9 protein-coding genes are annotated in these 14,301 nt (G+C 63.9%); 1 reads left to right on the plus strand and 8 read right to left on the minus strand.

Annotation, left to right across the window (positions count from 1 at the left end; all coding sequences use genetic code 11):
* Positions 1–19: 19 nt before the first annotated feature.
* The 8 genes from IAE39_RS19765 to putP all read right to left on the minus strand — a co-directional run bounded on the left by IAE39_RS19765 (position 20) and on the right by putP (position 9,777).
* Entirely contained in the window at positions 20–793 is a 774-nt protein-coding gene (locus IAE39_RS19765; RefSeq protein WP_201205641.1) for a glycosyltransferase family 2 protein, read from the minus strand.
* A 65-nt stretch (positions 794–858) separates the two neighbouring features.
* Positions 859–1,815 (minus strand): glycosyltransferase family protein, encoded by a 957-nt coding sequence (locus IAE39_RS19770; RefSeq protein WP_201205643.1) that lies wholly within the window; start codon positions 1,813–1,815, stop codon positions 859–861.
* A gap of 37 nt (positions 1,816–1,852) precedes the next feature.
* On the minus strand, positions 1,853–3,256 hold the full coding sequence (locus IAE39_RS19775; protein WP_201205645.1) for a PIG-L deacetylase family protein: 1,404 nt from the start codon (positions 3,254–3,256) through the stop codon (positions 1,853–1,855).
* Positions 3,253–4,149 carry an antimicrobial resistance protein Mig-14 gene (locus tag IAE39_RS19780; protein WP_201205647.1) on the minus strand — a complete coding sequence of 299 codons (897 nt, stop codon included), beginning with the start codon at positions 4,147–4,149 and terminating at the stop codon, positions 3,253–3,255. The genes IAE39_RS19775 and IAE39_RS19780 overlap by 4 nt, the downstream gene beginning before the upstream one ends.
* Positions 4,149–5,279, minus strand: a complete 1,131-nt coding sequence (locus IAE39_RS19785) for a glycosyltransferase (RefSeq protein ID WP_201205649.1) — start codon at positions 5,277–5,279, stop codon at positions 4,149–4,151. Before IAE39_RS19785 ends, IAE39_RS19780 begins: the two co-directional genes overlap by 1 nt.
* Positions 5,263–7,020, minus strand: coding sequence for a carbamoyltransferase family protein (locus tag IAE39_RS19790; protein ID WP_201205651.1), 1,758 nt, complete (start codon positions 7,018–7,020; stop codon positions 5,263–5,265). The genes IAE39_RS19785 and IAE39_RS19790 overlap by 17 nt, the downstream gene beginning before the upstream one ends.
* A 192-nt stretch (positions 7,021–7,212) precedes the next feature.
* Positions 7,213–8,049, minus strand: coding sequence for a 23S rRNA (adenine(2030)-N(6))-methyltransferase RlmJ (locus IAE39_RS19795; RefSeq protein ID WP_201205652.1), 837 nt, complete (start codon positions 8,047–8,049; stop codon positions 7,213–7,215).
* A gap of 249 nt (positions 8,050–8,298) precedes the next feature.
* Positions 8,299–9,777 (minus strand): sodium/proline symporter PutP, encoded by a 1,479-nt coding sequence (gene putP, locus IAE39_RS19800; protein WP_201205654.1) that lies wholly within the window; start codon positions 9,775–9,777, stop codon positions 8,299–8,301.
* A 359-nt stretch (positions 9,778–10,136) separates the two neighbouring features.
* Here putP and putA point away from each other — a divergent pair, with 359 nt between their 5' ends.
* Positions 10,137–14,090 carry a trifunctional transcriptional regulator/proline dehydrogenase/L-glutamate gamma-semialdehyde dehydrogenase gene (gene putA, locus IAE39_RS19805; protein ID WP_201205656.1) on the plus strand — a complete coding sequence of 1,318 codons (3,954 nt, stop codon included), beginning with the start codon at positions 10,137–10,139 and terminating at the stop codon, positions 14,088–14,090.
* The last annotated feature ends 211 nt before the right edge of the window (positions 14,091–14,301 follow it).

The following is a 14,301-nucleotide window of genomic DNA, read 5'->3' on the forward strand; positions in this document are numbered from 1 at the left end:
GTCAGGTGGGACAGCGACTTCATTGAACAAAAATGGTGATACCCATGCCGATCAAGGCACCCGTCACCAGCGTCAATGCCAGCTTTATACGATCACGTTGACGACGCTTGGCCTTACGCTCTACTTCAATAGGCAAGGTCACGTGATTACCAAATCCAGTGTGCAATACTGCATCACCCTCCAAGGTGACCGCTGTCAGATTTAACTCAGCGTAGCGTCGGGAAAGCGCCTTCTCTCCAGCATAGGCGGCAAATGGCGCGCAGCGCTGGTAATCGCTCAAACGACGCAGGCCGGGGTTCAACGAAAACGCCTGCCATTCCGCCTTGTCCGACAGCAATGGGTAGCACGGCACGCCAGCAATCACCTGGCGATCGCCCAAGTGGATGTATGGGCTGTGAACAGCCAGGTCATGGGCATGGCTGCGCAGCCACACCTGCAGCAGGTTGGGGCTTACCGCCAGAATGGCCTGCGAATCCTCGACAAAGCCCTGGCGATAGAAGTGCCAGTCGTCCTCGCAGTGGAAGATGTACGGCGTCTTGACGTGGCTGTAAGCCAGGTCGATAGACGGCAACTGGCCCAGCTTGGGCCGGTTGACGAACACCTTGCAGTACGGTTTCCAGTGCTCCGGCACAGCGCCATGCACAGCATCGTCACCGGAATCTTCAGTGATGAATACCTCGCGGATGGGCGCCGTGTTGTAGCGATCGAAACTCTCAAGGGTGTCTTTGAGCAGGTCGAACCGCCCACAACTGGTCACGACGAGCGTGACGTCACTCTCATTTGAAAAGCGCACCGGACTCCCTCCGCATTGCGACTATCGGCTCTCTACACCCGCTCCTGGGCGCGAAAGCGCTTATGTTAGATGCCCAGCTTCAGGCGCAGCCGCTGCCATGCTGACAATGGCGGGTGGGGCCTGAGTGCCGGGCGCATGTGGTCGACGATGCTACGTCCAACTGCGCCGAAACTGAAACGGGAAACCGCCAGGTGGCGGCCATTTTCTGCGATCTGCCGCGCCAGTTCAGGTTCCGCGCGCAAGCGCCGGAGCTTTGCCTGAAGGGTCGGGATGGTGTCATAGAACACCACGTTGTGCATGTCCTGCAGGCCCAGCGCACGGTTTTCTTCTTCGCCCTGGTCGTACGCCAGCAATACACAGCCACAAGCCATGGCTTCAAAGTTCTTGATCATGTACTCGCCCATGCCGACATCGGCACTGACGAAGAACCGGATACGGTTGAGCGTGTTGCAGTAGTCCTCACCCGACTTGGTGCGGGTTACCAGCAGATTCTCGACTTGCCCCAACTCGTCCAGCAGCGCCTTGCGACCGCTGTAGGCCACGCTGTTGACACTGCCGACGAAGGCCAGTTCGATATCACGCTCGCGCCCCTGGTCGGCCAGCAACTGCTCGTCATAACCCTTGGGCACGAACACCGCGTCGAAACCTTCCTGGCGCAGGCGCTCACTGACCATGTAGCCGGAACTGATCACCCGCGCCCAGGGCAACTGCCGGTAATGGGCACTGAACTTGCCGGTATATTTGCACGGGATGTAGTTCTGGTAGGCGTCGTGCTCGAGAATGACCAGGTTCGGCACAGTGCGAATGAACGCCACCTGGCGGATCTCCTGCTTGAAGCGCAGGAAGAACACGATGCGGTCGTAGCGCTCGACCTGTACCTCACGCTTGAAATAGCGGCGCAGGTTGCGCTGGTCTTCGCTGGTCAGCCAGCGCAGGTCGCATTCGCAGTTGGCCGCGACGCCGTCGTACAGGCGGTCGAGAATCGCCCGCTGCTCCTTCTGTACCAGAAATAGGACTTTCATTACGTTCCTTGGGCGCTCTGCGCCATCGCGGTCAGGTTTACAGCTCACGCCGCCAGAACAGCTCGTGCCGGCGCACCGCCTTGCGGAAGAACTCGTTCTCCCCGTAAGGCGACGGGCGGCGCCCGGCCAGCCAGCGTTGCAGCAACCGGCGCAGGCGGCGCTTGAACGGGGCGGGCGGCTGCAGGTCGTGCATCATGCCCAGGGCCATGGCCTTGTCATGCTGGGTGGCCAGGTCCAGCACCAGGCTGCACGGTGCCCAAGCCTGGGCTGCGCTCAACTGCGGTGGCAAGGCCACGCCATCGCCACTGTCGCCCATCGGCCAGCGGTCGTTGTCGTGCAGGTGGTTGGCATAGCAAAGCAGCGTTTTCGGCTGCCAGGCCAGGCCCTGCAAAGCCTCAAGCACGGCGGCCTGGGCGCAGATGTGGTCTGGGTGCGGGTCGAGCTGCGGGTGCGGCATCACCAGCACCTCGGGCCTGGCCATTTCCAGCAGCGCGCGCAGGTCTGCCAGCAGGTTGTGCCAGGTGGGGGCACCATCCTGATCGGCCGGCAGCGGGAACGGGTTGAACTGGCGGAACGGGCGGATATCGGCCATGTCGGCCTCGCGGGACGCCGCAGGCTGGTCGGGCGCCGCCTGCATGGCCGGCAACTGCAGGCAGAAGTAGCCCAGCTGCACGCAGCGTGACTCCGGCACACCGGCCCAACGCGGCACGGCGATGCTGTCCCAGGCGCGCAGACGGCCTTTCAGGCGGGCAGCCTCGGCCTTGGCCAGGCCCATCTGTTGATAGTGCTCGGCCTCAATTTCACCGGCGGTCAGGGTTACCACCCAGGTTTCGTCAGCCTGGCTGTACAGGCCATAGGCGGCCAGCTCGGCGTCGTCAGCATGCGGGGCAATCACCATCACCCGGCGCCGCTGCAGCTCGACCGCTGGTGTTATCCACAGGCGCGGCTGACCTGCCAGCCGGCAATGCCGGCCGCGCAGGCGCAACGTGCCCGCCTGCAGCGGCGCTGCCAGGCCTGTCAGGTTGAGAAAGCGCAGGCCATCGACGCCTCGCTCGAAGGTTTGCCGGTCTGCCTGCTCGCCAGCCAGCAGCTCGACCCGCGGGTCGAGGAAACGCCCCAGCCAGCTGCTTTTTACCTGCAGTTCAAGGATCAGGGTTTCATCGCCCTGCAACGTGCAGTCGGCCTTGAGCACACCGGCGTGCAGGCTGGCAGCAGCCGGTCGCGCCTGCTCGCCGAAGTCGTAGGCGTAGTCTTCGCCTGGCGCATAGAACAGGTGGTCGGCGAACCAGGCTTCATGGGCGGCCCACAGCAGCGGCAACAGCAGCAGTGGCAACCACCACCAGCTGAATACGCCCAGGGCGACCAGCGCTACCAGGCCTGCCAGCAGGCCCAGGCGCTTGTTGCGCCGGTGGCGCTTGAGCAACTGCTGCTTGCGACTCACGCCTGATACACCGGCACGGGGTTGCACCAGCGGTCCTTGTACTCGCGGTCGGCACGGCCGAACGAAAACCGCAGCGGCTTGTTGCGCGCACGGGCGTCTTCCCAGGCGGCCTGGGTGTTGAGGAAGCTCAACACGCTGCCCGGGCTGAAGGCCTTGGTTTCAGGGTCGACACCGCCATTGATGTACTCGACGCTGATCCATTCCGGCGCTTCGACGCGGTACACCAGCTGGATGGCAATCGGCTTGCCGTCCAGCAGCAATACCGAACCAATCAGCAGCTCGCGCAGGCGCTCCAGCACATCGGCCATGCGCTCGGCACCAGTGGCCGGGAAGCCCCAGCGGCGCTGGAACAGGTCGCAGTACATGCTGGCGATTTCCTGCGCGCTGAAGTCGCCGATCGGGCGCACCACACCGCCCGCCTCTTCCAGCAGGCGCAGTTCGCGGCGCTGGTTGTAGCGAAACTTCTTCGACAGGTCTTCATGTGCCCGGGCCATGGCCAGCTGTTCCTTCTGCGCCTTGAGGCCACTGAAACGGCCTTGGTTCAGTTCGGACAGGTAGCGCACGGTATGGCGCAACGGGGCGGCAGCATCGGCCGCCGCCGGCAGGATGATTTCGGCATTGCCAAGGTCGAACAGGGCTTTCTTGCCAGCGCGCTTGAGCACGTCCTTGGACAGCGCCAGGTGGCGGCCCCAGGTCGGAATCGCAGCCTTGAGCTCGCCCGCCTGATGCCAGCCCAGGTAACGCACCGGGATCTGGGCCAGGTCAGCCAGTTGCTCGACCACCAGCGGGTGGGTGGCGACGCTGCCGCCAAAGCGGGCCCACGCCTGGGCATAGGCCTTGGCGTCGATAACTTGCCAACCGCGTTCACGGAAAGCCTGGATACGATTGAACATCAGGCCTGCCCCACCAGCGCACGCACTTGCGGCAGCTGCCAGAAGGCCTCGCGCACCGCTTGATCAGAGAAGCGCTCGTGCAGGCGCTGCAGCATGCGCTGGGCACACACTTCGCGCTGCTCGGCACTCAGGACAGCCATGTGCTTCAAGCCCTGGGCCAGTTGCGCGGCATCGCCGAGCGGGAACAGCACACCCACGCCCTCGACCACTTCACGGGCGCCGCCACAGGCCGTGGCCAGCACCGGCACACCGGCCACCATGGCTTCGAGCAGAACCATGCCGAACGGCTCGTGGTCGGAACTCAGGGCAAACACATCGAAGGCCTGGAAGTAGCGGCGCGCATCCGGCACCTGGCCAAGGAAGTCCACCTGCCCGGCAATGCCCAGCTCGGCGGCCAGTGCCTTGAGCTTGTCTTCAAGGCGGCCCTTGCCGAGGATCGCCAGGCGGGCACCGGCCGGCAGCCCTGGCAGCGCCTGGGCAAAACCACGCAACAGGGTGGCCTGGTCCTTGTCCGGGTGCAGGCGCCCGACGTTGCCGACGATCCACGCCTGTGCATCCAGGCCCAGCACCCGGCGCGCCTCGGCACGCGACACCAGGGCCGCTTGCAGGGCGCCGATGTCGATGCGGTTGTACAGGGTCTGGATGCGCTCGGCCGGCCACTGCGGCAGGCAACGGCGCATGTCGTCACGCACCGCGTCCGACACACCGAGCAGGCTCAGGCGCTTGCTGAAGAGGTTGGCGAAGAGGCGCCGCCCCTTGCGCTGGTAGTCACCGAAGGCATGGTGCACACCGACCACCGGCAGGCCGGTACCCAGCAAGGCCACGTAGATCGGCTTGAAGCGGTGGGCGATGCAGAAGGCGAAATTGCGCTCGGCCGCGATCCGCCGCAACGCGCGGATCGCCCCAAGCTTGAGGCCACGCACGGCCTTGGAGCTGAACTCCAGGAACAGTACCTCGTCCGATGCACAGCCGGCCGCTACCTGCGGGTCGGCCGCGCCGGTGAGGAACACCGTGGTGACCTGGTAGCCACGCCCCTGAAACAGGCTGGCGTACTGACGGGCGCAATCCAGGAAAGGCCCGTCATAGCCATGGCAGAACTGCAGGATGCGCGGTTCAGAGCGGCTGGTCATAGGCGGCGGCGCCGTCCTTCACGACCAGGATGTCTTCCATGATCAGGTATTGCAGGTCCGAGCCGAAGAACATGTTCAGGGCGTCGGTCGGCGAGCAGATCATCGGCTCGCCACGGCGGTTAAGCGAAGTGTTCAGCGACACGCCGTTGCCGGTCAGGTCTTCCAGCGCCTTCATCATGTCGTAGTAGCGCGGGTTGTACTCGCGCTTGAGCACCTGGGCACGCGAGGTGCCGTCCTCGTGGACCACTTCCGGCACGCGGGTTTTCCACTCTTCAGCCACTTCGAAGGTGAAGGTCATGAACGGCGCCGGGTGGTCGACCTTGATCATCTGCGGGGCGACGGTATCGAGCATCGACGGGCAGAACGGTCTCCAGCGTTCGCGGAACTTGATCTGGTGGTTGATGCGGTCAGCCACGCCTTCAACGCTCGGGCAGCCGATGATCGAACGGCCACCGAGGGCACGCGGGCCGAACTCCATGCGGCCCTGGAACCAGGCCACCGGGTTGCCGTCGACCATGATCTTGGCGATTTGCTCTGGCATGTTGTCGAGCTTGCGCCACTTCGGCTGGTCCGGGTGACGGGCGCAGGCGGCGATCACGTCTTCGTTGGAGTACGAAGGGCCGAGGTAGACGTGCTCCATCTTCTCGACCGGCACGCCACGGGCGTGGGACACATAGGCTGCGGCACCCACGGCAGTGCCGGCGTCGCCGGAAGCCGGCTGCACGAACAGCTCTTTCACGTCCGGGCGGGCGATGATCTTCTGGTTGAGCTTGACGTTCAGCGCGCAACCGCCCGCGAAAGCCAGCTTGCCGGTTTCACGCAGGGTGTCGCCCAGGTAGTGGTCGATCATCTGCAGCGCCAGCTTCTCGAACAGCGCCTGCATGCTGGCCGCGTAATGGATGTACGGCTCGTCGGCGATGTCGCCTTCGCGCTTGGGCCCCAGCCATTCGATCAGCTTCGGCGAGAAGTAGAAACCCTTGCCCTTCTCTTTATAGCGGCGCAGGCCGATGACGTTGGCGTACTCGGTGTTGATCACCAGCTCGCCGTTTTCGAAGCTGGCCAGGCGCGAGAAATCGTATTTGCTGGCGTCGCCATACGGCGCCATGCCCATGACCTTGAACTCGCCGTCGAGCATCTCGAAGCCGAGGAACTCGGTGATGGCACCGTACAGGCCGCCCAACGAGTCCGGGTCGAAGAATTCCTTGATCTTGTGGATCTTGCCGTTTTCGCCGTAGCCAAAGAAGGTGGTGGCGTACTCGCCCTTACCGTCGATGCCGAGAATGGCGGTTTTTTCCTTGAAGCCCGAGCAGTGGTAGGCGCTGGAGGCGTGGGCCAGGTGGTGCTCGACCGGCTCGATCTTGACCTTTTTCGGGTCGAAGCCCAGCTGCTCCAGGCACCAGACGATCTTTTTGCGGTAGCGCTTGTAGCGACGGTTGCCCATCAGGATGGCGTCGAGGGCGCGATCCGGGGCGTACCAGTAGCGCTTGGCATAGTGCCAGCGCGCCTTGCCGAACAGGCTGATCGGGGCGAACGGGATGGCTACCACGTCGACGTCGGATGGCTTGATGCCTGCCTGCTCCAGGCAGAACTTCGCCGACTCGTAGGGCATGCGGTTCTTCGCATGCTTGTCACGCACGAAGCGCTCTTCTTCGGCGGCGGCAATCAGCTTGCCGTCAATGTACAGGGCCGCGGAAGGGTCATGGCTAAGGGCGCCGGACAGGCCAAGAATCGTCAATGCCAAGGGATTAGCCTCTTCATTCGGTAGAAATGCGCCAGCGGCCGCTTGGGCGGGTGGCGACTAAAGGGCGGGATTATAACGCAAACATTGGGGGCACACCGCCCCCTTGTGGGAGCGGGTTCACCCGCGAAGCAGGCAACGCGGTGGATGGCACCGGCGTTGCCGGTGTTCGCGGGTAAACCCGCTCCCACAGGACTACTCGGCGATCAGCCAGTCCATGCGGTAGCTACCGGCGGTCTGCGCCAGCTCCTTGGCCAACCACGGCAGCAGCTCTTTGAGCTCTTCTTCCAGCCCCCACGGCGGGTTGGCGATGGCCAGGCCCGAACCATTGAGTCCCTGCGGGCTGTCCTGGTGATGCACATACAGCTCGACTCGCAGCAGTTTCGGTGCGCCGGTGCTGGTCAGGTCCTGGTAATAGCGGGTCAGCGAGCGCTGGTCCTTGATCGGGTACCAGATGGCCGCGACGGTCTGGCGCATGCGACCAATCGCTTCTTTCATGGCAGTGGTGCAGCGCTTGAGCTCGTCGGCCTGCTCGAACGGCGGGTCGATCAGCATGATCGCGCGTTTTTCCTGTACTGGCAGCAAGGCGCGCGGCACATGCCAGCCTTCGCCCAGGTGCACCGTTACGCGCGGGTCTTTCTTCATGTTCTCTTTGAGCAGCGGCCCGTCTTCGGGGTGCTTCTCGTTGAGCAGGGCACGGTCCTGCTGGCGCATCAGGCGGCGGGCCAACTCGGGCGAACCCGGGTAATAACGCAGCTCGCCGTCGGCGTTCAGGCGCTTGATGATACGCAGGTAGTCGTCAGCCATGGCCGGCAGGTCATCACAGTTCCACAGGCGGGCGACGCCTTCCAGGTACTCGCCGGTGCGGCTTGCCTGGTCGCCGTGCAGGTCGTACAGACCAAGCCCTGCGTGGGTGTCGATGTAGGCGAACGGCTGCTCCTTGCGCGACATCAGGGCGATGAGGCGGGTCAGCACGATGTGTTTGAGGACGTCGGCGTGGTTGCCGGCGTGGAAGGCGTGACGATAGTTCATGGCAACTCCTGCGAAGGCGGCAAGTTTACCTTGCCTTGCAGGCGGAGTCAGGCCTGGCTGCTGGTCGGTGTTGGCTTCTTCGCGGGTGAACCCGCTCCCACAAAGGCCCGCACAGATCTCGAATCCTGTGCAGCACCTGTAGGAGCGGGTTCACCCCCTCCCACAGAGGCCCGCACAGATCTCAAATCCTGTGCAGTACCTGTGGGAGCGGGTTCACCCGCGAAGCAGGCGCCGCCGACTCAGCGGGTATTACTTGTCAGCGTGATACGCCGCATCAGCCGTTTCAAAGCGCTGCACCATCGCCTGCGAAGGGCTGCCCAGCTTGCTCACCACGAAAATGGCAATGCTCGCCAGCAGGAAGCCCGGGATGATTTCGTACAGGCCCCAGACATCGATCTGCTTCCACAGGATCACGGTCAGTGCACCGACCACGATACCGGCCAGCGCGCCGTTACGGGTCATGCCTTTCCACAGTACCGAAATCAGCACCACCGGACCGAAGGCGGCACCGAAGCCGGCCCAGGCATAGGCCACCAGGCCCAGCACGCGGTTTTCCGGGTTGGCCGCCATGGCGATGGCAATCAGGGCCACGGCCAGCACCATCAGGCGGCCGACCCACACCAGCTCGAGCTGCGAAGCGTTCTTGCGCAGGAAGGCTTTGTAGAAGTCTTCGGTCAGGGCGCTGGAGCACACCAGCAGCTGACAGCTCAGGGTACTCATTACCGCCGCCAGGATGGCCGACAGCAGTACACCGGCGATCCACGGGTTGAACAGGATCTTCGCCAGTTCGATGAACACACGCTCGCGGTTCTCGGTAACCGGGCCAGCCAGGTCAGGGTTGGCCGAGAAGTAGGCGATACCGAAGAAGCCCACGGCGCAGGTACCGGCCAGGCACAGGATCATCCAGGTCATGGAGATGCGGCGGGCGTTGGCGATCGACTTCACCGAATCGGCTGCCATGAAGCGCGCCAGGATGTGCGGCTGGCCGAAATAGCCCAGGCCCCAGCCCATCAGCGAGATGATGCCGATGAAGGTTGCACCCTTGAGCATGTCGAAGTTGGCCGGGTTGACCGCTTCGATGGCCAGGAAGGTAGTGTCGAAGCCGCCCGTGGAGATCAGCACGATGATCGGCGTCAGGATCAGCGCGAAGATCATCAGCGAGGCCTGCACGGTATCGGTCCAGCTCACCGCCAGGAAACCACCGACAAAGGTGTAGGCGATGGTAGCCGCGGCGCCCGCCCACAGGGCGGTCTCGTACGGCATGCCGAAGGTGCTTTCGAACAGGCGGGCACCGGCCACGATGCCGGAAGCGCAGTAGATGGTGAAGAACACCAGGATGACGATCGCCGAAATGATGCGCAGCAGGCCGCTACTGTCCTCGAAACGGCTGGAGAAGTAGTCCGGCAGGGTCAGTGCGTCGCCGTTATGCTCGGTTTGCACGCGCAGGCGGCCGGCCACGAACAGCCAGTTCAGGTAGGCACCAACGGTCAGGCCGATGGCGATCCAGGCTTCCGACAGGCCGGAGAAGTAAATGGCGCCCGGCAGGCCCATCAGCAGCCAGCCACTCATGTCGGAAGCGCCGGCAGACAGCGCGGTCACCACGCTACCCAGGCTGCGACCGCCCAGAATGTAATCGGAAAGGTTGTTGGTGGAGCGATAGGCAGCGAAGCCGATCAGCACCATTGCCGCGATGTAGATCACGAAGGTGATCGTTAGTGGATTGCCCATGCGTGTGCCCTGGCGTTTGTTTTTATCTCATGCACAACCGCAGCCATGGCGGTTGCACCCAGGCGACGAATGCTATGCAACAACGCAAAGCGGGTGCAACCATTTTTCATTTGCAAGTTGCACCTGCCCGTGCATTTTTTCGAGAAAGCCGCTTTTTTGCTCCTTTTTGGAGCATAGGCGTCGTTTTTAAGACAAATTCGCACCAAAAACGACCCTTCGTCAGGTGTGGAAATGTCTGTCAGACGAGTTGCACCTTTTACACAAAAAATTCGGGTTGCACCTGGTTGCACCCGAATTGTCCTACAGGCTAATCTTGGCGTCAGCTTAGGCCACAGCCGTGGCAATAACGAGGATAAGAAATGGCGACGACCACCCTTGGGGTCAAACTCGATGACCCTACCCGTGAGCGACTCAAGGCAGCAGCGCAGTCGATTGACCGCACGCCGCACTGGTTGATCAAGCAAGCGATCTTCAACTACCTGGAGAAGCTCGAGGGTGGCGCCACCCTGACCGAACTGAACGGTCATGCCAGCAGCCTGGCCGATGACGCCGGCGAAGTTCAGGCCGACCACAGCCACCAGTGCTTCCTCGAGTTCGCCGAGAGCATCCTGCCGCAATCGGTACTGCGCTCGGCGATCACCGCCGCCTACCGCCGCCCCGAGCAGGAAGTGGTGCCAATGCTGCTGGAGCAGGCCCGCCTGAGCGCGCCGCTGGCCGAAGCCACCAACAAGCTGGCAGCTGGCATCGCCGAAAAACTGCGCAACCAGAAGAGCGCTGGCGGCCGCGCCGGCATCGTCCAGGGCCTGCTGCAGGAGTTCTCGCTGTCGTCCCAGGAAGGCGTGGCGCTGATGTGCCTGGCCGAAGCCCTGCTGCGCATCCCCGACAAGGGCACCCGCGACGCGCTGATCCGCGACAAGATCAGCACCGGCAACTGGCAGCCGCACCTGGGCAACAGCCCGTCACTGTTCGTCAACGCTGCCACCTGGGGCCTGTTGCTGACCGGCAAGCTCGTCAGCACCCATAATGAATCCGGCCTCACCTCCTCGCTCACCCGCATTATCGGCAAGAGCGGCGAGCCGATGATCCGCAAGGGCGTCGACATGGCCATGCGCCTGATGGGCGAACAATTCGTTACCGGCGAGACCATCGCCGAAGCCTTGGCCAACGCCAGCCGCTTCGAGGCCAAGGGCTTCCGCTATTCCTACGACATGCTGGGTGAAGCGGCACTGACCGAGCATGACGCGCAGAAATACCTGGCGTCCTACGAGCAGGCCATCCACTCGATCGGCAAGGCCTCGCATGGCCGCGGCATCTATGAAGGCCCGGGCATCTCGATCAAGCTGTCGGCGCTGCACCCACGCTACAGCCGCGCCCAGTACGAGCGCGTGATGGAAGAGCTGTACCCGCGGCTGCTGTCGCTGACCTTGCTGGCCAAGCAGTACGACATCGGCCTGAACATCGACGCCGAAGAAGCCGACCGCCTGGAGCTGTCGCTCGACCTGCTCGAACGCCTGTGCTTCGAGCCTTCGCTGGCCGGCTGGAACGGCATCGGCTTTGTCATCCAGGCTTACCAGAAGCGCTGCCCGTATGTAATCGACTACGTCATCGACCTGGCCAAGCGCAGCCGCCACCGCCTGATGATCCGCCTGGTCAAAGGCGCCTACTGGGACAGCGAGATCAAGCGCGCCCAGGTCGAAGGCCTGGAAGGCTACCCGGTGTACACCCGCAAGGTGTACACCGACGTGTCCTACGTTGCCTGCGCCCGCAAGCTGCTGGCCGTACCAGAAGCCATCTACCCGCAGTTCGCCACCCACAACGCCCACACCCTGTCGGCCATTTACCACATTGCCGGGCAGAACTATTACCCGGGCCAGTACGAGTTCCAGTGCCTGCACGGCATGGGCGAGCCGCTGTACGAGCAAGTGGTCGGCAAGATTGCCGATGGCAAGCTGAACCGCCCATGCCGCGTTTATGCGCCGGTCGGCACCCACGAAACGCTGCTGGCCTACCTGGTGCGTCGCCTGCTGGAAAACGGCGCCAACACCTCGTTCGTCAACCGTATCGCCGACCACTCGATCTCCATCCAGGAACTGGTCGCCGACCCGGTCGCCAGCATCGAACGCATGGGCACCCAGGAAGGCAGCCTCGGCCTGCCACACCCGCGCATCCCGCTGCCGCGTGACCTGTATGGCGCTGAGCGGGCCAACTCGGCCGGCATCGACATGGCTAACGAACACCGCCTGGCGTCGCTGTCCTGCGCCATGCTGGCCACCGCCCACAACGACTGGAAAGCCGTCCCGCTGCTGGCCTGCGCTGCCAGCGAGTCCGCTGCTGTGCCTGTATTGAACCCGGCAGACCTCCGCGATGTGGTCGGCCATGTGCAGGAAGCGACCGTTGCCGACGTCGACAATGCCATCCAGTGCGCGATCAATGCGGCACCGATCTGGCAGGCTACCCCGCCGGCCGAGCGCGCTGCGATTCTGGAGCGCACCGCCGACCTGATGGAGGCTGAAATCCAGCCGCTGATGGGGCTGCTGATCCGCGAAGCGGGTAAAACCTTCGCCAACGCCATCGCCGAAGTGCGCGAAGCCGTGGACTTCCTGCGCTACTACGCCGTGCAGGCGCGCAACGACTTCAGCAACGACGCCCACCGCCCATTGGGCCCGGTAGTGTGCATCAGCCCGTGGAACTTCCCGCTGGCGATCTTCTCCGGCCAGGTGGCCGCAGCCCTGGCAGCCGGTAACCCGGTGCTGGCCAAACCTGCCGAACAAACCCCGCTGATCGCCGCCCAGGCCGTGCGCCTGCTGCTGGAAGCCGGCATCCCGGAAGGCGTGCTGCAGCTGCTGCCAGGCCGCGGCGAAACCGTCGGTGCCGGCCTGGTCGGTGATGAGCGCGTCAAAGGCGTGATGTTCACCGGCTCCACCGAAGTGGCCCGCCTGCTGCAGCGCAACGTCGCCGGCCGCCTGGACAACCAGGGCCGCCCGATCCCGCTGATCGCCGAAACCGGTGGCCAGAACGCAATGATCGTCGACTCCTCGGCACTCACCGAGCAGGTGGTGATCGACGTGGTGTCGTCGGCCTTCGACAGTGCTGGCCAGCGTTGCTCGGCCCTGCGCGTGCTGTGCCTGCAGGAAGACTCCGCCGACCGCGTGATCGAAATGCTCAAGGGTGCCATGGCCGAAAGCCGCCTGGGCTGCCCGGACCGCCTGGCCGTGGACATTGGCCCGGTAATCGACGCCGAAGCCAAGGCCGGTATCGAGAAGCATATCCAGGGCATGCGTGAAAAAGGCCGTTCGGTCTACCAGGTTGCCATTGCCGATGCTGCCGAGATCAAGCGCGGCACCTTCGTCATGCCGACCCTGATCGAACTGGACAGCTTCGACGAGCTGAAGCGCGAAATCTTCGGCCCGGTACTGCACGTAGTGCGCTACAACCGCCGCAACCTCGACCAGCTGATCGAGCAGATCAACAACTCCGGCTATGGCCTGACCCTCGGCGTGCACACCCGCATCGACGAGACCATCGCCAAGGTGGTGGAAACCGCCAACGCCGGCAACATGTACGTCAACCGCAACATCGTGGGTGCGGTGGTGGGCGTACAGCCGTTCGGTGGTGAAGGCCTGTCCGGCACCGGCCCGAAAGCCGGTGGCCCGCTGTACCTGTACCGCCTGTTGTCGACCCGCCCGGCCGACGCGATCGGCCGCCACTTCCAGCAGCAGGACGGCGAAGGCAAGCCGGACCGCGCCCTGCACGAGCAACTGGTCAAACCGTTGCACGGCCTGAAAGCCTGGGCCGAGAGCAATCAGCTGGCCGACTTGGCCGCGCTGTGCGACCAGTTCGCCAGCCAGTCGCAGAGCGGCATCGCCCGCCTGCTGCCCGGCCCGACCGGCGAGCGCAACAGCTACACCATTCTGCCGCGCGAGCACGTGCTGTGCCTGGCCGACAACGAAGCCGACCTGCTGGCGCAGTTCGCTGCGGTGTTGGCGGTCGGCAGCTCGGCGGTATGGGCTGACGGCGAACCGGGCAAGGCCCTGCGCAATCGCCTGCCGCGTGAGCTGCAGGCCAAGGTGAAGCTGGTGGCGGACTGGAACAAGGATGAAGTAGCGTTCGACGCTGTGATCCACCATGGCGACTCGGACCAGTTGCGTGGCGTTTGCCAGCAGGTGGCCAAGCGTGCCGGGGCGATCGTGGGTGTGCACGGGCTGTCCAGCGGGGATCATCAGATTGCGCTGGAGCGACTGGTGATCGAGCGCGCGGTGAGTGTGAATACCGCGGCGGCGGGGGGGAATGCCAGTTTGATGACCATTGGCTGAGGCTGAGGGTTGTTGAAGGAAAAGGGAGAGCTTTGGCTCTCCTTTTTTTATGGGTGCATGTCTTGAGACTGGGGTTGGGCTGACAGGTGCCCGCCACAACATTTTCTGCGCCTGTGAGATCGAGCGCCGAAGCGTTCGCCTCCACACATTCAGCGCCTGCGAGATCGAGCGCCGCCCGCGCGGCGCTTCGCGGCTAAAGCCGCTCCTACGT

Origin of the sequence: Pseudomonas sp. S37, assembly GCF_016658545.1 — a bacterium.
GTDB lineage: Bacteria > Pseudomonadota > Gammaproteobacteria > Pseudomonadales > Pseudomonadaceae > Aquipseudomonas.